The 21,877-nt window shown below is 72.7% G+C and carries 23 protein-coding genes; 4 read left to right on the forward strand and 19 right to left on the reverse strand.

Features of this window, described 5'->3' with window-relative positions; all coding sequences use genetic code 11:
- Positions 1–22 precede the first annotated feature (22 nt).
- Entirely contained in the window at positions 23–979 is a 957-nt protein-coding gene (locus LPU43_RS24885) for an ArsR/SmtB family transcription factor (protein ID WP_229402950.1), read from the reverse strand.
- A 58-nt stretch (positions 980–1,037) separates the two neighbouring features.
- Between LPU43_RS24885 and LPU43_RS24890 the strand changes: the two genes are divergently transcribed.
- Positions 1,038–2,222 (forward strand): MFS transporter, encoded by a 1,185-nt coding sequence (locus tag LPU43_RS24890; RefSeq protein WP_229402951.1) that lies wholly within the window; start codon positions 1,038–1,040, stop codon positions 2,220–2,222.
- Positions 2,223–2,237: 15 nt separating this feature from the next.
- On the opposite strand, the gene LPU43_RS24895 is transcribed toward LPU43_RS24890, so the two are convergent.
- Together LPU43_RS24895 and murA are read right to left on the reverse strand one after the other, a co-directional pair.
- Complete coding sequence (locus tag LPU43_RS24895) at positions 2,238–3,086, reverse strand: 3-hydroxyacyl-CoA dehydrogenase family protein (RefSeq protein WP_229402952.1); 849 nt, start codon at positions 3,084–3,086, stop codon at positions 2,238–2,240.
- A 75-nt stretch (positions 3,087–3,161) separates the two neighbouring features.
- Positions 3,162–4,574, reverse strand: coding sequence for a UDP-N-acetylglucosamine 1-carboxyvinyltransferase (murA, locus tag LPU43_RS24900; RefSeq protein WP_229402953.1), 1,413 nt, complete (start codon positions 4,572–4,574; stop codon positions 3,162–3,164).
- Between murA and LPU43_RS24905 the strand changes: the two genes are divergently transcribed.
- Both LPU43_RS24905 and LPU43_RS24910 read left to right on the forward strand, forming a co-directional pair.
- The gene (locus tag LPU43_RS24905; RefSeq protein WP_229402954.1) at positions 4,573–5,145 is read left to right on the forward strand and encodes a cob(I)yrinic acid a,c-diamide adenosyltransferase; all 573 of its coding nucleotides are present in this window, start codon (positions 4,573–4,575) and stop codon (positions 5,143–5,145) included. The genes murA and LPU43_RS24905 overlap by 2 nt on opposite strands.
- Positions 5,121–5,549, forward strand: coding sequence for a VOC family protein (locus tag LPU43_RS24910; RefSeq protein WP_229402955.1), 429 nt, complete (start codon positions 5,121–5,123; stop codon positions 5,547–5,549). Before LPU43_RS24905 ends, LPU43_RS24910 begins: the two co-directional genes overlap by 25 nt.
- Before the next feature lie 3 nt (positions 5,550–5,552).
- On the opposite strand, the gene LPU43_RS24915 is transcribed toward LPU43_RS24910, so the two are convergent.
- The 12 genes from LPU43_RS24915 to LPU43_RS24970 form a co-directional block, all read right to left on the reverse strand.
- Entirely contained in the window at positions 5,553–6,008 is a 456-nt protein-coding gene (locus tag LPU43_RS24915; protein WP_229402956.1) for a DUF2550 domain-containing protein, read from the reverse strand.
- A gap of 12 nt (positions 6,009–6,020) precedes the next feature.
- Complete coding sequence (locus LPU43_RS24920; RefSeq protein WP_229402957.1) at positions 6,021–6,305, reverse strand: F0F1 ATP synthase subunit epsilon; 285 nt, start codon at positions 6,303–6,305, stop codon at positions 6,021–6,023.
- A 114-nt stretch (positions 6,306–6,419) separates the two neighbouring features.
- The gene (locus tag LPU43_RS24925; protein ID WP_229402958.1) at positions 6,420–7,799 is read right to left on the reverse strand and encodes an LCP family protein; all 1,380 of its coding nucleotides are present in this window, start codon (positions 7,797–7,799) and stop codon (positions 6,420–6,422) included.
- 212 nt (positions 7,800–8,011) lie between these two features.
- Positions 8,012–9,466: a F0F1 ATP synthase subunit beta gene (gene atpD / locus LPU43_RS24930; RefSeq protein ID WP_229402959.1), complete on the reverse strand. Its 1,455-nt coding sequence runs from the start codon at positions 9,464–9,466 to the stop codon at positions 8,012–8,014.
- A complete protein-coding gene (locus LPU43_RS24935) occupies positions 9,466–10,386 on the reverse strand; it encodes a F0F1 ATP synthase subunit gamma (protein WP_229402960.1) in 921 nt (306 codons plus the stop codon). Before LPU43_RS24935 ends, atpD begins: the two co-directional genes overlap by 1 nt.
- A gap of 9 nt (positions 10,387–10,395) precedes the next feature.
- Positions 10,396–12,036: a F0F1 ATP synthase subunit alpha gene (atpA, locus tag LPU43_RS24940; protein ID WP_229402961.1), complete on the reverse strand. Its 1,641-nt coding sequence runs from the start codon at positions 12,034–12,036 to the stop codon at positions 10,396–10,398.
- A gap of 93 nt (positions 12,037–12,129) precedes the next feature.
- A complete protein-coding gene (locus tag LPU43_RS24945; protein ID WP_229402962.1) occupies positions 12,130–12,951 on the reverse strand; it encodes a F0F1 ATP synthase subunit delta in 822 nt (273 codons plus the stop codon).
- The gene (locus LPU43_RS24950; protein WP_229402963.1) at positions 12,951–13,481 is read right to left on the reverse strand and encodes a F0F1 ATP synthase subunit B; all 531 of its coding nucleotides are present in this window, start codon (positions 13,479–13,481) and stop codon (positions 12,951–12,953) included. Before LPU43_RS24950 ends, LPU43_RS24945 begins: the two co-directional genes overlap by 1 nt.
- A 32-nt stretch (positions 13,482–13,513) precedes the next feature.
- The gene (gene atpE, locus LPU43_RS24955) at positions 13,514–13,741 is read right to left on the reverse strand and encodes an ATP synthase F0 subunit C (RefSeq protein ID WP_229402964.1); all 228 of its coding nucleotides are present in this window, start codon (positions 13,739–13,741) and stop codon (positions 13,514–13,516) included.
- Positions 13,742–13,834: 93 nt separating this feature from the next.
- On the reverse strand, positions 13,835–14,656 hold the full coding sequence (atpB, locus tag LPU43_RS24960) for a F0F1 ATP synthase subunit A (RefSeq protein WP_229402965.1): 822 nt from the start codon (positions 14,654–14,656) through the stop codon (positions 13,835–13,837).
- Positions 14,657–14,905: a hypothetical protein gene (locus LPU43_RS24965; protein ID WP_229402966.1), complete on the reverse strand. Its 249-nt coding sequence runs from the start codon at positions 14,903–14,905 to the stop codon at positions 14,657–14,659.
- A 135-nt stretch (positions 14,906–15,040) separates the two neighbouring features.
- Complete coding sequence (locus tag LPU43_RS24970) at positions 15,041–15,472, reverse strand: hypothetical protein (protein WP_229402967.1); 432 nt, start codon at positions 15,470–15,472, stop codon at positions 15,041–15,043.
- Between the two features lie 133 nt (positions 15,473–15,605).
- On the opposite strand from LPU43_RS24970, the gene LPU43_RS24975 reads away from it, so the two are divergent.
- Positions 15,606–17,069: an SDR family oxidoreductase gene (locus LPU43_RS24975; protein ID WP_229402968.1), complete on the forward strand. Its 1,464-nt coding sequence runs from the start codon at positions 15,606–15,608 to the stop codon at positions 17,067–17,069.
- Positions 17,070–17,093: 24 nt separating this feature from the next.
- Here the strand turns inward: LPU43_RS24975 and LPU43_RS24980 are convergent, their stop codons facing one another.
- The 4 genes from LPU43_RS24980 to prmC all read right to left on the reverse strand — a co-directional run bounded on the left by LPU43_RS24980 (position 17,094) and on the right by prmC (position 21,832).
- Positions 17,094–19,214: a transglycosylase domain-containing protein gene (locus tag LPU43_RS24980; protein ID WP_229402969.1), complete on the reverse strand. Its 2,121-nt coding sequence runs from the start codon at positions 19,212–19,214 to the stop codon at positions 17,094–17,096.
- A 302-nt stretch (positions 19,215–19,516) separates the two neighbouring features.
- On the reverse strand, positions 19,517–20,128 hold the full coding sequence (locus tag LPU43_RS24985) for an arsenate reductase/protein-tyrosine-phosphatase family protein (protein WP_229402970.1): 612 nt from the start codon (positions 20,126–20,128) through the stop codon (positions 19,517–19,519).
- Between the two features lies 1 nt (position 20,129).
- Positions 20,130–20,795 carry an L-threonylcarbamoyladenylate synthase gene (locus LPU43_RS24990; protein ID WP_373321814.1) on the reverse strand — a complete coding sequence of 222 codons (666 nt, stop codon included), beginning with the start codon at positions 20,793–20,795 and terminating at the stop codon, positions 20,130–20,132.
- Positions 20,774–21,832 (reverse strand): peptide chain release factor N(5)-glutamine methyltransferase, encoded by a 1,059-nt coding sequence (prmC, locus tag LPU43_RS24995; protein ID WP_229402971.1) that lies wholly within the window; start codon positions 21,830–21,832, stop codon positions 20,774–20,776. The genes LPU43_RS24990 and prmC overlap by 22 nt, the downstream gene beginning before the upstream one ends.
- Between the last annotated feature and the right edge of the window lie 45 nt (positions 21,833–21,877).

Genomic DNA, 21,877 nt, shown 5'->3' on the forward strand with positions numbered 1-21,877 from the left:
GCGGTAGAGGAAGGGCCCCCGGCTAACGCGTGGACGTCGTGAGCGCGACGCCGAGCGGCGTACGCCAGTAGAGCACCTCGCGCCCGGACCGCCGCTTGCCGACGGCGCCCGCGTCCAGCAGCACCCGCAGGTGGTCGCTCACCGTCCCGAGGGAGAGCCCGGTCACCACCACGAGCTGCGAGGTGCTCATCGGTGTGTCCAGCCTGGCCAGGATGTTGGCCCGGTTCGCGCCGATCAGCCGGGCGAGCCCGTCGGGTGCCGGTGAGATCGGGTCGACCAGGATTCCGCGCGCCGGGTACACCATCCCGAACAGGGTCGGCCTGTCCCAGACCACCCAGCCGCGCCGGCAGTGCGCCGGGATGAAGAACAGCTGCTCGGCCTCGTCCAGCGACAGCGGCGGCTCCGGATAGTCGTTGACCTGGAGCCGGCCGTCGCCCAGCCAGCGCACGTTGCGGTTGAGGTCGGCGAACACCCCGGCCCAGCCGCCCGTGCTCAACGCGGCGGTGCGGGCCACGATGTCCGCCCTGAGCCGGCGTTCCCGCTCCGGCCACTCCGACTCGACAGTGTGCGTCCAGACCCAGTCGAGGAGCTCCACCACCTGCCCCGAGAGACCGTCCGCCAGCAGCTCGGCGGCGAGCGGTTCGGGGCGGGTGGCGCGCAGGTCGGCCCGGATCCGCTCGTCGGACAGCCGCCCGACGGCCGCCAGCTCCGCCGCGAAGGTCGGCCCCGGCGAGGCAGGCGCGACGGTGAGGAAGTCCGCGGTCCACCGGGGGTGGAACGACGCGGGCAGCAGCGCCCGGACCACCGGCCTACCGGCCAGCATCCGCCGGAACGCCTCGACGTGTGGCTCCCGCCAGGCCCGCTGCCACGGGGTATGCGGGTCGTTCAACGCGCGCAGCGCGGCGACCGTGTCGACCATCGGCGAGACCGTGAAGCGGCTGCGCGCGAGGAGATCCGACGGCACCTGCCAGACGGCCATGTTTCGCCTCCAGACGTAACTCTACGAGACCCATCCCGCGCCCCACACGATGATGCCCGTGAGAACGTACGCAGATCTGTTCGCGGTCGGGGAGTTCCGCAACCTGTTCCTGGCGAACTGCGCGGGGATCGCGGCGCACACGACGTCGGCGCTGGCGCTGGGCTCGCTGACCTACGCGTCGACCGGCTCGGCGCTGCTCACCGCGCTGAGCATGTTCGGCGCGCCGCTCGCCGGCGTGCTCGGCAGCCTGACGTTGCTGTCGGCTGCGGACAGCCTTCCGCCCCGACGGGCGCTGACCCTCGCCGCCGTGCTGGTCGCCGCCGGAACAGCACTCCAGGCCGTGCCCGGCCTGCCGCTGTGGGCCCGGTTCGCGATCATCTTCACCGGCGCGTACGTCGGCTCGATCACCGCCGGGGCCCGGTGGGCGCTGCTCACCGACATCCTGCCAGCCGACGCCTACGTGCTGGGCCGGTCCACCATGAACACGAGCGTCGGCGCGATGCAGATCGCCGGGTTCGGGCTGGGCGGCGTCCTGTTGGTCTGGTTGGACCCATACGAGGTGTTCCTTCTCGCGGCGGTGCTGCGGGTGGTGGCGGCGGCGGTCGGGTGGTTCGGGATCTCGGAGCGCCCGGCCCGGACCACCGGCCGGACGACGGTCGGGCGCACACTCCGGGTGAACCGGGAACTCTGGACGGATCCCGGCCGCCGCTCGCTCCTGCTCAACCTGTGGCTGCCGGGCGGCCTGGTCGTCGGTTGCGAGGCGCTCTTCGTGCCGTACGCCGATGACCGGGCCGGCTTCCTCTACGCCGCAGCGGCCCTCGGCATGCTGGCGGGCGACGTCGTGGTGGGGCGGCTCCTGCCCCCGGCCCGGCGGGACCGACTGGTCCCCGCCCTACGGCTGCTGCTCGTCCTGCCCTACCTGGCCCTCGCGCTGTCGCCGACGCTGCCGCTGGCCATGTTGGTCGCGGGCGTCGCCTCGGTGGGCTTCGCCTCCGGGCTGCCGTTGCAGGAGCGGCTGATCGTCCACTCGCCCGCGGAGGTCCGGGGTCAGGTGCTCGGCCTGCACCACAACGGGATGATGGCCTCGCAGGCGCTGTGTGCCGTGCTCGCCGGCACGGTCGCGGACCTGATCCCGGCGAACTGGGCCGCCGCGCTGCTCGCTGCGGCGGCGCTGGCGGCCACGCTCGTGCTCACCGCCGGGTTGCGGCGGACCGCCCCCGCGCCCGTGGAGGCGGTCCGCTGAGCGGCCGGCTGCCCGTCAGTACGTGTAGAAGCCCTGGCCGGTCTTGCGGCCCAGGTCGCCGGCGGTGGCCATGCGCTGGAGCAGCTCCGGCGGGAAGAACTTCTCGTCGGCGGTGTCGGTGTAGATGTTCTTCGCGGCGTTGAGCAGCACGTCCACGCCGGTCAGGTCGGTGGTCGCCAGCGGGCCCATCGCGTGACCGAAGCCGAGCTTGCACGCGGTGTCCAGGTCCTCCGCCGACACCACGCCGGACTCGACCAGCTTGACCGCCTCGACCACGAGGGCGGCGATCAGGCGGGTGGTGACGAAGCCGGCGATGTCCCGGTTCACCACGACGACGGTCTTGCCGATCTCCTCGGCGAACGCCTTGACGGTGGCCAGGGTCGCGTCGCTGGTCTTGTAGCCCCGCACCAGCTCGCAGAGCTTCATCATGGGCACCGGCGAGAAGAAGTGCGTGCCGACGACCGACTCGGGGCGCTCGGTGACGGCCGCGATCTGGGTGACCGGGATGGCCGAGGTGTTCGTGGCCAGCACCGCGTCGGACTTGCAGATCTTGTCCAGCGCGCGGAACACCTCGTGCTTGATCTCGATCTTCTCGAAGACCGCCTCGACGACGATGTCCGCGTCGGCCGCCGCCTCCAGCTCGGTGGTCGGGGTGATCCGAGCCAGGGTCGCCTCGACGTCCGACGCCTCGATCTTCCCCTTCTCGGCGAACTTCCGAAGCGACTTCCGGATGCCGTCGACGCCCCGCCCGGTGGCCGCGTCGTCCAGGTCGCGCAGCGTCACCTGCCAGCCCGCCTGCGCCGCCACCTGGGCGATGCCCGAGCCCATCAGCCCGGCACCGACGACCGCGAGTCGACCCGCCATCTGCTTCTCCCTCGCTGGAATGAGTGTCTGCGAGCACCCTAGTCCGCGAGGCTGAACGACCGCTAAGGGCGGCCCTCAGATGGTGAGGTCGGGCTCGTCGGGCGCGGTGCCGCGTTCGACCTCGACGCCCAGCGCCCGCAGGTCGGCGACGAGGTCCGGGTAGCCGCGGTCGACGTGGTGCACGTGGGAGACCTCGGTGACCCCGTCGGCGCAGAGGCCGGCGATGATCAGCCCCGCGCCGGCCCGGATGTCGGTGGCCCGCACGGGGGCGCCGGAGAGGCGGTCGCGCCCGCAGACCAGGGCGTGGTGGCCGTCGGTCCTGATGTCCGCGCCGAGCCGCATCATCTCGTTGGCGAACATGAACCGACCGTCGAAGATGTTCTCCGTGATCAGCGACGCGCCGTCGCTGACCGACGCCAGCCCGATCGCCATCGGCAGCAGGTCGGTGGCGAAGCCCGGGTACGGCAGGGTGACCACGTCGACGGAGCGGGGGCGGTCGTCCATCCGTACCCGGAAGGCGTCCGCCCGGGTCTCCACCAGGCCGCCCGCGCAGACCAGCTTGTCCAGCGCGACCTCCAGGAACCCCGGATCCATCCCGGTCACGGTGACGTCCCCCCGGGTCATCGCCGCACCGAACGCCCAGGTGCCGGCGACGATGCGGTCCCCCACCGTGGCGTGCCGCACCGGCCGCAGCTCGGGCACCCCCTCGATGCGCAGGGTCGAGGTGCCCTCCCCCTCGATGCGCGCGCCCATCCGGATCAGCATCGAGCAGAGGTCGACGATCTCCGGCTCCCGGGCCGCGTTGTCGATCACCGTGCCGCCCCGGGCCAGCACGGCGGCCATCACCAGGTTCTCGGTGGCGCCGACGCTCGGGAAGTCCAGCACGATGTCCGCGCCGTGCAGGCCGTCCGGGGCGGCGGCGACGACGAAGCCGTGCTCGCCGGAGATGTCCGCGCCCATCCGGGTCAGCCCGGCGACGTGCATGTCCAGCCCCCGGGAGCCGATGGCGTCCCCGCCGGGGTGGGCCACCCGCACGTGCCTGCGGCGGGCCAGCAGCGGGCCCAGCACGCAGATCGACGCGCGCAGCCGGCGGACCAGGTCGTAGTCGGCCTCCGCGCCGGGCCGCTCCGGCACGTCGATGGTGACCGACCGGGACCGGGCGATCCCGCCCCGGGCCACCATCGGGTCGACGGGGTCGTCCGCGTCGAACCGCACGCCGCACCCCAGCCGGCGCAGCACCTCCCCCATGATGGCGATGTCGGTGATCCGGGGGACGTTCGTGATCGTGGTGCGCCCGGGGGCGAGCAGCGCGGCGGCCATCAGCTTGAGGGCCGAGTTCTTCGCACCGACCACGTGCACCGTGCCGTCGAGGCGGGCGCCCCCGGCGACCCGGATGACGTCGACGTCGTCGACGGCCGGGTCCCCGGGGCCGAGCGCGGCCGGCCGAGCCGGGATGGTCAGGTCCGGTATCCGTAGGCTGTGCGTCATGGCCGTCCACCTCACGCGCATCTACACCAAGGCCGGCGACGCCGGCATGACCAGGCTGAGCAACAACGAGCAGGTGCCGAAGACCGACCCCCGGATCGCCGCGTACGCCGACACGGACGAGTGCAACGCCGCGATCGGCGTCGCCCTCGCCCTCGGGCAGCCCGACGACGAGCTGCGGGCGGTGCTGGCGTCGATCCAGAACGACCTGTTCGACGTGGGGGCCGACCTGTCGACCCCGGTCGAGCCGGACCCCAAGTACCCGCCGCTGCGGGTGACCGAGGAGTACGTGGAGCGCCTCGAGGGGTGGTGCGACGAGTACAACGCACGCCTGAGCAAGCTCGACTCCTTCATCCTCCCCGGCGGCACCGCTTCAGCGGCGCTGCTGCACGTGGCACGGACGATCGCCCGGCGGGCCGAGCGCGCGGCGTGGGCGCTGGTGGCCCACGACCCGGACCGGACCAGCACCCTCCCGGCAAAGTATCTCAACCGGCTCTCCGATCTGCTCTTTATCCTGTCAAGAACGGCGAATCCGGCAGGTGACGTGCTGTGGGTGCCGGGCGGCAGTCGCTGAGCGTCCCCGTCGGGGCCCTGCACCACGTCGAGGTCTGGGTGCCGGACCTGGCCGGGGCGGTCCGCGCCTGGGGCTGGCTGCTGGGCGAGCTGGGCTGGGAGCCGTTCCAGGACTGGCCCGCCGGCCGGTCCTGGCGGCTCGGCCCGACCTACCTGGTGCTGGAGGAGTCCCCGGCCCTGTCCGGGCGAAACCACGACCGGCTCGCCCCGGGTCTGAACCACCTGGCGTTCCACGCCGGCCCGCCGGCCGCCGTGGAGCGGCTGGTCGCGGCGGCCCCGGCCCACGGCTGGGCGCTGCTCTTCCCCGACCGTCACCCGCACGCCGGCGGCCCGGCCTGCTACGCGGCCTACCTCACCGACAACCAGGGGTACGAGGTCGAGCTGGTCGCCTCGCCGGCCCCGTAGACCTCAGGCGGCGGGCCAGTCCTGGGCGGCCAAACGCGGCGAGGCCGCCCCGGGCGGGGCGGCCTCGAGCCAGGAGCTGAACCCGGTGACGGTGGACTGCGCCATCGCGATCTCCACCGGGGCGTGCGGACTGGTACAGCGGAGGATCACCCAGTCGGCGGGCATGGAGAGCCGCTCCTGCCCCTCGGGCAGCCGGCGACGCTCGACGACGAGGGTCTTGCGGGAGAGGACCCGCTTGGGGCGCAGGGCGAGGCTGAACATCCGGTACCAGCGCAGCTCGTCGCCGCAGAATCGGCCGAAGCCGGGCGACCAGCCCCGGCCGTCGAGCATCGTGGAGACCCGGACGCTGAGCCGGATGATCCCGCCGGTGCGGGTGACCAGCGCCCGCCGGGCGAAAAGGATGAAGAGCGCCACGAGCACCGCGGCTACGCCGATTCCGATCCCCTCCACGATCTCCATCGGCGGGTCGGCTCAGCGGCTCTGCGCGGCGGAGACCGGGGTGGCGCTCTCGGCGAGCACGGTGACGCCCTCGCTGCTCACCGACAGGAAGCCGCCGGCGACCTCGTACGAGACCTGCTCGCCGCCGGGCAGCTTGATGCGGACCTGGCCGGGCTCGGCGAGCTGGCCGAGCAGGGGCGCGTGCCCCGGCAGCACACCGAGCTCACCCTCGGTCGTCCGGGCGACGACCATCTCGGCCTCGCCGGACCAGACCCTCTCCTCGACGGCTACGAGCTCGACGTGAAGCTGCTGTGCCACGCTGTCTCCTTGCTGCGGCGGCGGATTTCGGAAAGTCTAGTCGGGCCCCCCGCGCACTCCCAAGGCGGGTGGCGTAAGCTGCGCCACCCCGCGCGGAACCGCCCGATGCCGACGTTACTTCGTCGTGTTGCGGAAATCGGGATGCTCCAGGAGGAACCCGTCGATCTGTTCCTTCTTCAGGGCGGTGAAGAAGCCCTCGGCCTCGGGCGTCAGCCGCTCGCCCCGGTATCCCGCCCCGACGCCGATGCTCTCCCCCGGCAGCTTGATCATTTCCACGCTGTCGGCGCGGATGCCCTTGAGGGCGAGCGCGAAGTCGACCACGCTGCTGCCCCGGCCGTTGAAGACCAGCGACTGGCCGGCGGCCCGGACCACCCGGTCCAGCTTGATCGGGTTGGTCACCACGTCGGCGCTGGAGGCCTGGTCGACCATCGCCTTGATGAACTGCTGCTGGTGGCGCTGCCGGCCGTAGTCGCCGTCGGGAACGCCGTTCTTGGGGTACCGCTGCCGCACGTAGTCGAGCGCCTGCCAGCCGCTGAGGTGCTGGGTGCCCTTCTTGTAGACCGCCTGCGGGCCGATGTAACCGTCGCCGTACGGGTTGCCCTTGCGGTGCACGCCGCTCGGCTCGCGGTGCTCGGAACGCACCTCGCGCTCGATGTACATCTCGACGCCGCCCATCGCGTCGACGATCTTCTGGAAGCCGGTGAAGTTGATGATCGCGCCCGCGTCGAAGCGCTCGATCCCCGTCACCTGCTGCACGGTCATGGCCAGCAGCTCGAACCCCCGGGCGGCGTCCGGGTTCTGCCCCGACACCCGGCTGCCGTACGACATGGCGGCGTTGAGCTTGTCGGTGCCGCCGCCGAACTCGGCCTTGGTGAACTTCGGGATCTCGACCCGCAGGTCCCGGGGCAGCGAGAAGAGGTACGCCCGGTCCAGCTCGGTCGGCACGTGCAGCACCATGATCGAGTCGGCCAGCGGCGGGGTCGTCGGGTCGCGCGGGTCGATCCCCACCAGCAGGATGTTCAGGGGGCCCTTGATGTCGCTCTTGCGCTCCTGGGCCCCGGCGGCCTGGTCGCCGAACAGGTCGCCCTTGCCCACCGCGCCCTCGTACCGCGACAGCAGCGCCTCGTAGCCCACCAGGACGCCCCCGCTGAGCAGCATGAGCACGGCGCCCAAGACGGTGCAGACCCGCGCCCAGCGCGGCACCCGCGACCAGGTGGACGACTTCTTCCCGCCGCCCGCACCGGCCGCACCGCCGCCCCCGCCGGTCTTGCCGGCCCCGGCGGTCTTGCCGGCCCCGGCGGCGCCGACCCTGGCCGCCTCGCCGGCCCTGACGGGCCTGCCGCCGCCACCGGCCCTGCTGCCGCCACCGGGCTTGCCACCCCTGCCGGCCTCGCCGGGCCTGGCGGCCCTGCCACCCCTGCCGGCCCTGGCCGCCTCGCCACTCCTGCCGGCCCTACCGGCCTCGCCGTCCCTGCCGGCCTTACCCACGAGCATCTCCGTTCGTCACGCCCACGGACACGAGACGGGCGCACGCAGCCGAAAAGTTGCCGCCACCACCACGCGTACGGGCTGCGGCGTGGATCGACGGTACCTCGCGTCCGACCCGATCGCCGCCCGCCAACCGGACAGCGGAGATCATAGGGCCACCCGGAGACGAACGAGGACCGCCCCGTAACCGGGACGGTCCTCGTTGGCGGAACGGATGTCTAGCCCTTCATCAGCTCCGCGGCCTTGCGCTCCAGGTCCTCCAGGCCGCCGCACATGAAGAAGGCCTGCTCGGGGAAGTGGTCGTACTCACCCTCGCTGATCTTCTTGAACGCCTCGATGGTCTCGGCGATCGGCACCGTCGAGCCCGGCACGCCGGTGAACTGCTCGGCGGCGTAGGTGTTCTGCGACAGGAAGCGCTCGATCCGGCGGGCCCGGCCCACCGTGATCTTGTCTTCCTCGGAGAGCTCCTCGATGCCGAGGATGGCGATGATGTCCTGCAGGTCCTTGTACTTCTGCAGGATCCGCTTCACCTCGGTGGCGACCGCGAAGTGCTCGGCGCCGACGAACTCCGGGGCGAGGATGCGGGACGAGGACGCCAGCGGGTCCACGGCCGGGTAGATGCCCTTGTCGGAGATCGACCGCTCCAGGTTGGTGGTCGCGTCGAGGTGGGCGAACGTGGTGGCCGGGGCGGGGTCGGTGTAGTCGTCCGCCGGCACGTAGATCGCCTGCATCGAGGTGATGGCCTGGCCCCGGACGGAGGTGATCCGCTCCTGGAGCTCGCCCATCTCGTCGGCCAGGGTCGGCTGGTAGCCCACGGCGCTCGGCATACGACCGAGCAGGGTGGACACCTCGGAACCGGCCTGGGTGAAGCGGAAGATGTTGTCGATGAAGAGCAGCACCTCCTGCTTCTTCACGTCGCGGAAGTACTCCGCCATCGTCAGCGCGGAGAGGGCGACCCGCAGCCGGGTGCCCGGCGGCTCGTCCATCTGGCCGTAGACCAGCGCGGTCTTGTCGATGACGCCGGACTCGGTCATCTCGGCGATGAGGTCGTTGCCCTCACGGGTGCGCTCACCCACGCCGGCGAAGACCGACGTACCACCGAAGTTCCGGGCCACGCGGGTGATCATCTCCTGGATGAGCACCGTCTTGCCCACGCCCGCGCCGCCGAACAGGCCGATCTTGCCACCCTTGACGTACGGGGCGAGCAGGTCGATGACCTTGATGCCGGTCTCCAGCATCTCGGTCTTCGGCTCCAGGTCCGCGAAGGCCGGGGCCTTGCGGTGGATGCCCCACCGGTCGTCCGCCTGCAGCGTCTCGCCCTCGGTGAGGTTGAGGCACTCGCCGATCGCGTTGAACACGTGGCCCTTGACCGCGTCGCCCACCGGCACGGTGATCGGCGAGCCGGTGTCGCGCACCTCGGCGCCGCGGACCAGGCCGTCGGTCGGCTGCATCGAGATCGCGCGGACCAGGTTGTCACCCAGGTGCTGGGCGACCTCCAGGGTCAGCGTCTTCTCGCCGCCTGACAGGTTGACGTTGACGTGCAGGGCGTTGAACAGGGCCGGCATGACGTCGCGCGGGAACTCGGCGTCGACGACCGGGCCGATGACCCGGACCACGCGACCGGTGGCCGTCTTGGTCTCTGCTGGTCCGCCAGCAACTGCGGATACAGTCATCACACTTCACTTCCCGACGCGGCCAGCGCGTTCGCGCCGCCGACGATCTCGCTGATCTCCTGGGTGATCCCGGCCTGGCGGGCCGAGTTCATCTCACGCGTGTACTTCTCGATCATCTCTTCGGCGTTGTCGGTGGCGCTCTTCATCGCCCGCCGACGGGCCGCCGACTCGCTCGCCGCCGACTCCAGCAACGCCGCGTAGATCCGCGTGTTGATGTACTTCGGCAGCAGCGCGTCGAGCAGCGCCTCCGCCTCCGGCTCGAACTCGTACGCCGGGAGCACGCCCTCCGACCGCGGCCGGTCCTCGACCTGCATCGGGCCGATGATCCTCGCGACCGGCGTCTGGGTCATCAGGGAGTGGAACTCGGTGTAGACGATGTGCAGCTCGTCGACCCCGGCCACCCCCGCGGCCTCGGTGTCGCCCTCCGTGCCGGCGGAGAACGCCTTGATGAGGGTGTCTCCCACCTCGCGGGCGTCGGCGAACGTCGGCTGCTCCGAGAAGCCCGTCCAGTTCGCCTCGATCGGCCGGTCACGGAACCGGAAGAACCCGACGCCCTTGCGGCCGATGACGTAGAGCACGGGCTCCTTGCCGTCGGCGCGCAGCCGGGCGATCAGCGACTCCGCGGTCTTGATCGCGTTGGAGCTGTAACCGCCGGCCAGGCCCCGGTCGGCGGTTACCAGCAGGACGCCCGCCCGCCGCACCCGCTCGCGCGGGGTGAGCAGCGGGTGGTCGATCCGGGCGTTGGACGCCAGCGCGGTGAGCACGCCGGTGATCGCCCGGGCGTACGGCAGGGACGCCTCCACCCGGGCCTGGGCCTTGGCGATCCGGCTCGTCGCCACGAGCTCCATCGCCTTGGTGATCTTCTTCATCCCCTTCGCCGAGCGGATCCGTTGACGAAGAACGCGTACCTGGGCCGCCATGAGTCAGCCCTACTGCTTCTCTGCGCCGTCGCGGTAGCGGGTGACCGTCTCGCGGTTCTCCTCGCCCTCCAGCGGCGCCGCCGGGGCCTCGTTGACCCGCCGCTCGTCCTCCTTGCCCAGGAACATCTGCTTGAAGCTCGTGATGGCCTGGTCGAGGGAGGAGATCACCTCGTCGTCCCACTTGTTGTCGGCGATCGCCGCGAGGACGCCCTCGTGCTTGTGCCGCAGGTACTGGAGGAACTCCGACTCGAAGCGGCGCACCTCGCCGACGGGGACGTCGTCGAGCTTGCCCTCGACGCCGGCCCAGACCGAGACGACCTGCTCCTGCACCGGGTACGGCGAGTAGTTCGGCTGCTTGAGCAGCTCGACCAGGCGCGACCCGCGCTCAAGCTGGGCGCGGGAGGCCTTGTCCAGGTCGGAGGCGAAGGCGGCGAACGCCTCCAGCTCGCGGAACTGGGCCAGGTTGAGCCGCAGCGAGCCGGAGACCTTCTTCATCGGCTTCACCTGGGCGGCGCCACCGACCCGGGAGACCGAGGTGCCGACGTTGATGGCCGGCCGGACGCCCTGGTTGAACAGGTCGGTCTCCAGGAAGATCTGGCCGTCGGTGATCGAGATGACGTTGGTCGGGATGAAGGCCGAGATGTCGTTGGCCTTCGTCTCGATGATCGGCAGGCCGGTCATCGAGCCGCCGCCCAGCTCGTCGGAGAGCTTCGCGCAGCGCTCCAGCAGGCGGGAGTGCAGGTAGAAGACGTCACCCGGGTACGCCTCGCGGCCCGGCGGGCGGCGCAGCAGCAGCGACACGGCGCGGTACGCCTCGGCCTGCTTGCTCAGGTCGTCGAAGACGATCAGGACGTGCTTGCCGCCGTACATCCAGTGCTGCCCGATGGACGAGCCGGTGTACGGGGCCAGGTACTTGAAGCCGGCCGGGTCGGACGCCGGGGAGGCGACGATGGTGGTGTACTCCATCGCGCCCGCCTCCTCCAGGATGCCCTTGATCGAGGCGATCGTGGAGGCCTTCTGGCCGATGGCGACGTAGATGCAGCGGACCTGCTTCTTCGGGTCGCCGGAGCGCCAGTTGTCCCGCTGGTTGAGGATGGTGTCCAGCGCGACCGTGGTCTTGCCGGTCTTCCGGTCGCCGATGATGAGCTGACGCTGACCCCGACCGATCGGGGTCATGGCGTCGACCGCCTTGATGCCGGTCTGGAGGGGCTCGTCGACGGACTGCCGGGACATCACGTTCGGGGCCTGGAGCTCCAGCTCGCGGTAGCCCTCGTTGGCGATGTCGCCGAGGCCGTCGATCGGCTGGCCGAGCGCGTCGACCACGCGGCCGAGGAAGGCGTCGCCGACCGGCACGGAGAGCACCCGGCCGGTGCGCTTGACCCGCTGGCCCTCTTCGAGCTTGGCGGCGTCACCGAGAACGACGACACCGATCTCCCGGACGTCGAGGTTCAGCGCCACACCCAGGGTGCCGTCCTCGAACTCCAGGAGCTCGTTGGTCATGGTCGAGGGGAGGCCCTCGACGTGGGCGATGCCGTCGCCGGTGTCGGCGACGGTGCCGACCTCCTCGCGGGAGAGTTCGGACGAGTAGGAGGAGACGTAGCGCTCCAGGGCGCCGCGAATCTCCTCCGTCGAGATGGTCAGCTCGGCCATCCTCTGCTTCCTTAAGTATCAGGGGCCCGGGATACCTAGTACCGACCGGTCCGAATGGCGTCTATGTCACAGGCGCGGGGCGGCGGCGCCGCCTCAGCGCTTCGCGAGCGCGTTGCGGCTCTCGTTGAGGCGGCGCAGGACGGTGCCGTCGTACAGGTCGGAGCCGACCCGCACGCTGACGCCACCGAGAACCGAGGGGTCCACCGACTGCTTGACGGAGACCTCCCGACCGTATATCGCGGAGAGGCTCGCGCCCAGCCGGCGCTCTTCCTCCTCACTCAACGGGGCCGCCGCGGTCACGTACGCCACCTGCCGGTCCCGCCGGTCGGCGGCGAGTTCGACCAGCCGGGAGAGCGCGCCGGTGAAGGAGCGACCCCCGAACCCGCTCAGCGCCACCTCGACGAGGCTGACGGTGACCGGGCGGGCCTTGCCGGCGAGCAACTCGCGGGCCAGCCCGGCCCGCTGCCCGACCGGGGCGTTCGCGTCGGTCAGCACGTTGGACAGCGCGGACTGACCGGCGACCACCTGACCGAAGCGGAACAGCTCGTCCTCGACCTCGCCGAGGTCACCGGCGGTGTCGGCGCTGGCCAGCAGCGCCTCGACGCCGAGCCGCTCGGTGCCGTCGAGCAGCTCCGACGGCGCCGACCAGCGGCCGGCGACCAGCACGGCGAGGATGTCCAGCGCCTCGGCGCCCACCTTGCCGCGCAGCAGCTCGCCGAGGAGTGCGGCGCGGTCGGTGCCCGAGCGGGCCGGGTCGGAGAGCGCCCGGCGCAGCCGCGGCTCGCGCCGCAGCAGGTCGGCGACGGAGAGGAGGTCGGCGGCAGTGGTCGCCACCGCCGACGCCTCCGCGCCGCGGACGTACGTGTCGAGACGCTCGGCCCCGATCCTGTACGACTCCCGGCTGGCGGCCTGCATCAGCGGGCCCCCGCGCTCTCGAGGCTGCTCAGGAACCGGTCGACGGTGCCCTTGCGACGCGCCTCGTCGGCGAGCGACTCACCGACGATCTTGCTGGCCAGCTCGACCGCGATGGTGCCGACCTCCGTGCGCAGTTCGCGCGCGATGGTGGCCCGCTCGGCGGCGAGCTGCTCCTTGCCGGCCGCGATGATCCGGTCGGACTCCTCGCGCGCCTTGGCGAGGATGTCCTGACGGATGCCCTCGGCGTCGGCCCGCGCGTCGTCGCGGATCCGGGCCGCCTCGTTGCGCACCTCGGCGAGCTGGGTCCGGTACTGCTCCAGCAGCTGGTTCGCCTCGGCCTGGGCGGCCTCGGCCCGCTTGAGGCCACCCTCGATCGCGTCGACCCGCGCCTGGTACATCGCCTCCATGCGGGGCAGGACGAACTTCAGCAGGACGAAGCAGAGCAGGGCGAAGGAGATCGTCCCGACGACGAGCTCCTGCCAGAGCGGCAGGATCGGGTTGTGCTCCACGCCTTCTGCGGCGATGAACATGTCAGACCTCCGGGTCGTGGAGAGGGCTCTCGTCAGCCGCCGACGGCGAAGGCGAGCACCAGGCCGAAGAGGGCGAGCGCCTCGACCAGGGCGAAGCCCAGGACCAGCCAGGTGCGGTTGTAGCCGGCGGACTCCGGCTGGCGGGCGCTCGACTGGATGTAGGCCGCGAAGACCAGCGCGACACCGATACCGGGGCCGATGGCGGCGAGGCCGTAGCCGATGGTGTTGACGCTGCCCTCGATGGCGGCAAGAACAGTCATTGCGGGTATTCCTCCTGTTCGACGCGTGAGGTCTCACGCGTACGCGGGTCGGTACCAGAAGCTTGGTCGGGCCGGGCGGCCCGCCGAGCCCGATCAGTGCTCGTCGGCGAGCGAACTTCCGATGTAGTTCGCGCTCAGCGTGACGAAGACGTATGCCTGCAGGACGGCGACCAGCACCTCGAAGAAGGTCATCACGATCGCCATCAGGAAGGAGAAGACCGAGGTCACCTGGACGAACAGGCTGTTCGAGTTGAGCATCACGAAGCCGCCGATCGTGAAGACCAGCAGGAGCAGGTGACCGGCGAACAGGTTGGCGAAGAGCCGCAGCGCCAGGGTGACCGGCCGGACGACGAACGTCTGGAGGAACTCGATCGGGATCAGCAGGATGTGCATCGGCCACGGCACGCCCGGGATGATCAGGCTCTGCTTGAGGTAGCGGCCGAGGCCGTGCTTGCGGGCGCCGATGTAGAGGTACATCACGTAGGAGATCGCGGCGAGCACGATCGGGAAGGCGATGTGCGAGTTCGGCGAGATCTGCAACCCGGGCACGATGGCGAAGAGGTTGGTCAGCACGATGAAGCTGAACAGCACCGTGAAGTAGGGCGCGAAGCGGATGCCCGCCGCGCCCATCTGCTCCTTGGCGATGTTGTCCCGCACCAGCCCGTAGAGGGACTCCGCGTAGAACTGGGTCTTGCCGGGTACCAGTGTGGGCTTCCGGTAGGCGACCAGGAAGAAGATGATCAGCAGCGCGACCGCGAGCCAGACCATGATGCCGAACTTCGTCACCCAGGGGCCGGCGACGTTCGGCGGGTAGAAGTCCCCGACGCTGGGGGGCCAGGGCAGCTCCTGGGCGACGACCAGCTGTCCGCTCACCGTGTCATCCTCCGCACTCGACAGACCCGCGCGTGCTGGCACTCAAGCACTGAGCCTCTTCATGATCAGGTAAATCGCTCCGGCCGCGCCGAAGATCATGCCAACGGCGACCCCGATGCCGGTTCGCAGATCGAAGAGCTGCTCCACCAACCAGCCGAGGAAGCCCCACACCACGATGCCGGCGAGTAGGTAGCCCAGAACGGCCCCCGCCACGCCGTCCGACGAATGCTCATCGGACTTTCGTGAGTGTGAGTCTTCTGCCATGACGAGGCGAACAATATCAGCAGGCACGCGCGGGAGTGTGCGGCACCCCCCACACTGCGGACAGCGTGCGGGCCGTGGTGCGGGCGCGTAAGTCGTTGGTCAGGTTACTCCCGTACGGCCCCGCACGGCAGCCTGAAATGCCGGAGCGCAACGGGCGCGTCGTCACTCCTCGCGACGCTGGAAGGTGGGCAGCGGCGAGCGCAGGGCCCAGGCCAGATGGGCGCCCGTCCAGACCACCACGGCTGTGATGATCGCCACTCCCATGTCCGGCAGGCCGGGCCAGCCGGTGGCCGCGACGGCGGCCATCGCCACCCCGAGCACCACGATCTTCGTGGCGTAGGTGACCAGCCCCACCGACATGATCAGCCGGGGGTTGACGGCGTCGGCCCAGGCCACCGAGACGCCGGAGACCAGGTAGCTGGCGACGACCAGTGCGATGCCGGCGGCCACGCCGGCCGCGCCGGTTCCCCCGCGCAGCACCGCCGCGGTCGGAACCGCGACCAGCGCGAGCACCGCGCAGGCCAGCAGCGGCGGGCGCAGGTGCGGCAGCCGGGACCGGATGGCGCCGGGCTCGCCCGCGCGCGGCTCGCTCATCGGGGGTACGCCGCTCGCGCCGCCCCGCCCGGCACCGGACCGGCGGCGCGGAGCTGCTCGAAGGCCGGCCCCGGGAAGGTGCTCGTCGCGTTCTCCACAACGAGGGAGTCTATGAGGCCGCACACTGGAGGCTGTGCGATGCCTCGTCACCGGCGCGACCGGGTACATCGGCGGCCGGCTGGCGCCCCGCCTGCTCGCCGAGGGACACACCGTGCGCTGCCTGGCCCGCGCCGCCGGCCGGCTGCGCGACGTGCCGTGGGCGGCGCGGGTCGAGATCGCCGAGGGCGACCTGCGAAGACCGGAGACCCTGCCGGCCGCGTTCGCCGGCGTGGACGTCGCGTACTACCTGGTGCACTCGCTCGGCCAGACCGGCTTCGAGGCCGCCGACCGGGAGGCGGCGGCCAACTTCGCCGAGGCGGCCATGGTCGCCGGCGTACACCGGATCGTCTACCTGGGCGGGCCGCAGCCGGCCGGCGGCGGGGCGACCTCGCCGCACCTGCGGTCCCGGGCCGAGGTGGGGCGGATCCTGCTGGACAGCGGGGTGCCCACGGCGGTGCTGCGGGCCGCGGTGATCATCGGGTCGGGCTCGGCGTCGTTCGAGATGCTGCGCCACCTCACCGAGCGGCTGCCCGCCATGGTCACCCCGCGCTGGGTGCGCAACCGGGTCCAGCCGATCGCCGTGCGGGACGTGCTGCGCTACCTCACCGGCTGCGCGACGCTGCCGGCCGAGGTCAACCGGGGCTTCGACATCGGCGGCCCGGACGTGCTCACCTTCGAGGACATGATGCGCCGGTACGCCCGGGTGGCCGGGCTGCGCCGGCGGGTCGTCGTGCCGGTCCGGGCGCTGACCCCGTCGCTCTCCTCGCACTGGGTCGGGCTGGTCACCCCCGTGCCGAACGCCATCGCCCGGCCCCTGGTGGAGAGCCTCGTCCACGAGGCGGTCGCCCGCGAGCACGACATCGCCGCCCACGTCCCCGACCCGCCGGGCGGGCTCACCGGCTTCGACCGGGCGGTCGAGCTGGCGTTGGCGAAGATCCGCGACGCCGAGGTGGAGACCCGCTGGTCCACCGCGAGCGGCCCGGACGCCCCGGCCGAGCCGCTGCCCAGCGACCCGAGGTGGTCCGGCGGCACGGTCTACACCGACGTACGGGAGCGGGCCGTCGACGCCCCGCCGGACGCGCTGTGGCGGGTCGTCGAGGGCATCGGCGGCGAACACGGCTGGTACTCGTTCCCGCTGGCCTGGGCGGTGCGCGGCTGGCTGGACCGGCTGATCGGCGGGGTGGGGCTGCGCCGGGGCCGGCGTGACCCGCACCACCTCCGCGTCGGCGAGGCGCTGGACTTCTGGCGGGTCGAGGAGGTCGTCCCGGGCAAGCTGCTGCGGCTGCGCGCCGAGATGCGGCTGCCCGGCCGGGCCTGGCTGGAGATGCGCGCCGAGCCGGCGGACGGCGGCGGAAGCCGGTACGTCCAGCGGGCGGTCTTCCTCCCCCGGGGCCTGGCCGGGCACGCCTACTGGGGTGCCGTCCTGCCCTTCCACGGGGTCGTCTTCGCCGGGATGGCCCGCAACATCGCCCGCCACGCCGAGCGCGCCCGCCCCTGACCGGCACGCAGCCGGCGAGCCGGCTCAGTTGCCGGTGCGCGGGCCCGTGACGAGGCGCGCGACGGACTCGCTGGGCGGGACGAAGTCGCGCACCGGCTGGTCCCGCAGGGCCTCGTAGAGGGTTCGGCCGACCACGTCCACCAGCCGGGCCTGGACCGTCTTGCCGACCGGCTCCCGGGGGTCGTCCGGGTTCGCCGCGATCGAGGCGACGGCGAGCTGCGGGGTGAAGGCGACCACCGTCTCCGCCCCGTTCCCCTCCGAGCTGCCGGTTTTGCCCGCCACCGGCCGGCCCAGCCGGGCGCGCAGCTCGGGGGCGGTGCCGCCGTCGCAGCGGCCGTACATCGACTGGTCGCCGACCGGGCAGCGGGCCACGTCGGCCGCGCCCCGGGCCACGTCCACGTCGAGCACCTGCCGGCAGTCGGGACGCCCGGCGGCGACCTCCCGCCCGTGCGCGTCGAGGATGCGCAGGACCGGCGTGGGCGCGCACCACATCCCCTCGGCCGCCACCGACGCGTACGCCCCGGCCAGGTCGAGCGGGGTGGTGGCGGCGACCCCCAGGGTGAACGGGCCCCACTCCCGCGCGCCGTGGCGGGCCATCCGGGCGTCGGAGTCGGCGCGCAGCCGGATGCCGAGCCGCTGCGCCATCTCCACCACCCGGTCCGCGCCGACGCGCTCGGTCAGCCAGGCGAAGTAGGTGTTCACCGACCGGCCGAACCCGTCCCACATCGTCCGGTAGCCGTCCATCCAGGCCGGGTCGGCGTTGGCCGGGCACCACCGGCCGCCGCAGTCGGCGGAGCCGCCGGTGACCGGGTAGCGGGTGAGGACGCGGGCGGGGGCGGCGAAGCCGGTGTCCAGCGGCAGCCCGGCCTCCAGCGCGGCGAGCACGGCGAAGATCTTGAACGTGGAGCCGGCCTGGTAGCCGTCGATCGTCCCGCCCCCGGCGACGAGCTGGTTGACGGTGTTCGGGCGGTTCCCCGCGCCCGGCGGGTTGGCGGCCACGCTGTAGTTGCGGTTCACGGCCAGGGCCAGGACCCGCCCGGTGCCGGGCTGGACGACCGCGGTCGGCGCCGCGCCGGCGTCGTCGACGCGGTAGACCTGGGCGACCTGCTCGGTGACGGTCCGCTGCACGGCCGGGTCCAACGTGGAGACGATCCGGAAGCCGCCCCGGCGCAGCGTGCGCTGTCGCTCTTCGGCGGAGGCGCCGAAGGCCGGCTGCTCGGACCACCAGCGGGTGAACCAGTCGCAGAAGAAGCCCCAGTCGTTGTGCTCCTCCGACACCGCCGTGCAGTCGTTGGGCGTGGCGTCGGGCCGCAGCGTGAGCGGCTCGGCCTTCGCCGCGGCGGCCGCGTCGGGCGCCACCCGGCCGGTCTCGACCAGCCGGTCCAGCACGTACGCCCGGCGGGTCAGCGCCGCGTCGGCGTCGCCGTTGATCGGGTCGTCGGTGTGCGGCGAGCGGACCAGCCCGGCGAGCAGGGCCGCCTCGGCGAGGGTGAGCTGCGCGGGCGACTTGGAGAAGTACCGCTTGCTGGCGGCCCCCACCCCGTACGCCCCGGCGCCGAAGTAGGCGATGTTGAGGTAGCCGGCGAGGATGTCGTCCTTGCTCATCTCCTGTTCCAGCGCCAGGGCGTACCGCATCTCCTTGATCTTGCGGGCGGCGGTGATCTCGGTGGCCTTGGCCCGCTGCTCCTCGGTCAGCGCCGGGTCGCTGGCGAGCACGTTGCGGACGTACTGCATGGTCAGCGTGGAGGCGCCCTGCCGGGGCCCATCGCCGCCGCTGTTGGCGGTGAACGCCCGGACCACGGCCCGCGCGTCGACGCCCCGGTGCTGGTAGAAGCGGTCGTCCTCGGCGGCGACGACGGCCTCGCGCATCATCGGCGCCACCCCGGACAGCGGCACGTCCACCCGGTCCTCGGTGTAGAACGAGGTGATCGGGGTGGTGCCGTCGTTGGCGTAGAGGGTGGAGCGCTGCGCCGTGGGTGGCCTGCGCAGCGACTCGGGCAGCCCCGACCAGGGCTCGGTGAGCCCCCGGACGCCGATCCCGAAGACCAGGGCGGCCGGCAGGGCGGCAACCGCGAGCGCCAGCCCGGCGAGCACGCCGGCTATCGCGACGGTCATCAGCTTGTGGAGACGACGGGCCCGGATCATCAGCTCTCCTCGCAGGAGCCGGTCAGTGCGGACCCGTTCAGAATGGCCCGGGGGCCGGTGGGCCCCGCCGGGTTTCCCCGAAGGGGGACGAATTTCGCGAGAAAGACACGCGACGCGCCGCCGGACACGCGGTGGCCGGAGCGCCCGAACCGGGCCCCGCCGTCGGAGCCGCCGGCTCACGGCGACCGGCGGCATCCGCCCGGAGCGGCCGGGTCACGGCGCCCGGCGGTATCCACCCCTCGGAGCCGCCGGGTCACGGCGGCCGGCGATCCTCGCCCGGCGCGACGTCGGCGGCGCTGGCGTCAGGGCAGCAGGGCGGCGGACAGCGGCTCGACGGTCTCCTCGATCTCGTCGGCGACCCGGCTGAAGCACTGGTCGCCGCGCCCCCACGGGTCGTCGAGGTCGTCGCCGGGCAGCGCGGACGCCCCCTGCCGGGCAGCGTGCGCGGCGGCCACCAGGGCCACCCCCCGCGCGTACACCGCGTCCGGGGCGGCCTCGGCCGGCGGCAGGCCGGCGGCGTCCACGGCGGCGAGGAGCCGGCCGAACTCGCCGAGCACGAACGTGCGGGCGGCGGCGTCGGGGCGCAGCGCCACCACGTACTCCTGCTGGTCGGCGGTGGCCGTGAGCACCAGGTCGGCGGCGTCGATGAGGTCGGAGCGCAGCTTCCGGGCGGCGAAGCCGTCGACGTCGCCGCCCCGGGACACCACCTGGCGGGCGGCCGGCGGGTTCATCTCCTCGCCCGCGTGCCAGCCGCCGGTGCCGGCGCTGTGGCTGTGCAGCAGCGCGTCCGCGCCGGCCGCGTCGACGCCGCGCCGCGCCAGCCGCTCGCGGACGGCCAGCGCCAGCAGCCGCTCCGCCATCGGCGAGCGGCAGATGTTGCCCATGCAGACGTGCAGGACGGTGAACGGCGGCACCTCAGCCCACCCGGCTCTCGACGATCTCCGGCACCACGTCCCGGAGCTTCTCCAACGGGATCGCGCCGCCGCGCAGCAGCTTCGGCACGTCACCGGTGAGGTCGACGATGGTGCTCGGCACCGGGTCGGGGCAGGGGCCCGCCTCCAGGTACGTCCGGACGGCGTACCCGAGCTGGTCCCGCGCCACCTCGGCGGTGACCGCCGCCGGCTGGCCGGCCTTCGCGGCCGACGCCACCGCCATCGGGCCGGTCTCCCGCAGCACCTCCAGGGCCACCGGGTGCAGCGGCATCCGCACGGCCACGGTGCCGCTGTCGTCGCCGAGATCCCACGACAGGCTCGGCGAGTGCTCCACGATGATGGTGAGCGCGCCCGGCCAGAACGCCTCGACCAGGTCGCGGGCCGCCTGGGGCAGCGTGAAGACGAGGCCGTCGAGGGTGTGCCGGGAGCCGATCAGCACCGGCGGGGCCTGCCGCGTGCCGCCCTTGGCGTCCGAGAGGGCCTTCACCGCGTACGGGGTGAAGGCGTCCGCGCCCACCCCGTAGACCGTGTCGGTCGGCAGGACGACCAGTTCGCCGTTCTTGATCGCCTCGATGGCAGCGGCGATGCCGCGGTCCCGGTCGGCGGGCGACCGGCAGTCGTAGAGCATCACGAGAAGCCAGTCTGCCACGCCCCGGCCCCGGCGTCGTGCCCGGCGTGACGCAGGCCGGCCGGCCCGGACGCGGTACGGCGTCGGGCGGTGGCGAACCGGGGCCGCCCGGCGAGGTCCCGGTTCTCCTCGACCGCCTCGTACCGACCGTCGGCGCGCAGCAGCGCGGGCACCGCCGCGCCGTGCGTGTCGTCGTGCTCGACGCCCAGCACGCCGCCGGGGCGCAGCAGCTCCGCGGCCCGCGCGAGCACCGGCCGGATCACGTCCAGCCCGTCCGCACCGCCGAAGACCGCCTCGTCCGGGTCGTGCGCCGCCACCTCCGGGGGGACGGCCACGGCGCGCGGCACGTACGGCGGGTTGCACAGCAGCACGTCCACCCGCCCGACCAGCTCGGGCAGCAGGCCCGGATCGGTGACGTCGGCGACCACCACCTCGACCGGCCGGTCCCCGGCGACGGCCCGGTCGGCGGCGTTGCGCCGCAGCCACGCCAACGCGGTCGGGGACCGCTCCACGGCCACCACCCGGGCACCGGGCACCTCCTGCGCGACCGCGAGCGCGATCGCCCCCGACCCGCTGCACAGGTCGACGACCAGCGGCCCGTCGACCCCGCCGCGCTCCCCCGCGTCCCCGTCGCGCTCCCCGCCAGCCCTGTCCCGTTCCCCGCCGGTCCCGCCCCGTTCCGCCGACCGGCGGGACCGGGCCCGGTCGACGCCCCAGCCGGCGAGCAGCTCGGTCTCCGGCCGGGGCACGAAGACCCCCGGGCCGACCGCCAGCTCCAGGTACCGGAAGCCGGCGCTGCCGGTGAGGTGCTGCAACGGTTCCCGGGCCGCGCGGCGGGCGACCAGGGCGTCGTACCGGTCGAGCTCTCCGGGGGCGAGGCCGTCGGCCAGCGCCAGCCGCCCCCGGGGTACGCCCAGCACGTGGGCGGCGAGCAGCTCCGCCTCGGCGCGGGGCGCCTCGATCCCCGCCTCGGCGAGCACCCGGACGGCCCGCGCGATCGCGACGGCGGGCCGAAGCCGTTCCGACCCTTCGGACGGGTGTTGCGAAAGGAAGGTCACGTCATAATCATGAAGCGTCGCGGGCCGCGCCACGAGCTGGTGCGT

Source organism: Micromonospora okii, from assembly GCF_020884795.1.
Taxonomy (GTDB): Bacteria; Actinomycetota; Actinomycetes; order Mycobacteriales; family Micromonosporaceae; genus Micromonospora; species Micromonospora okii.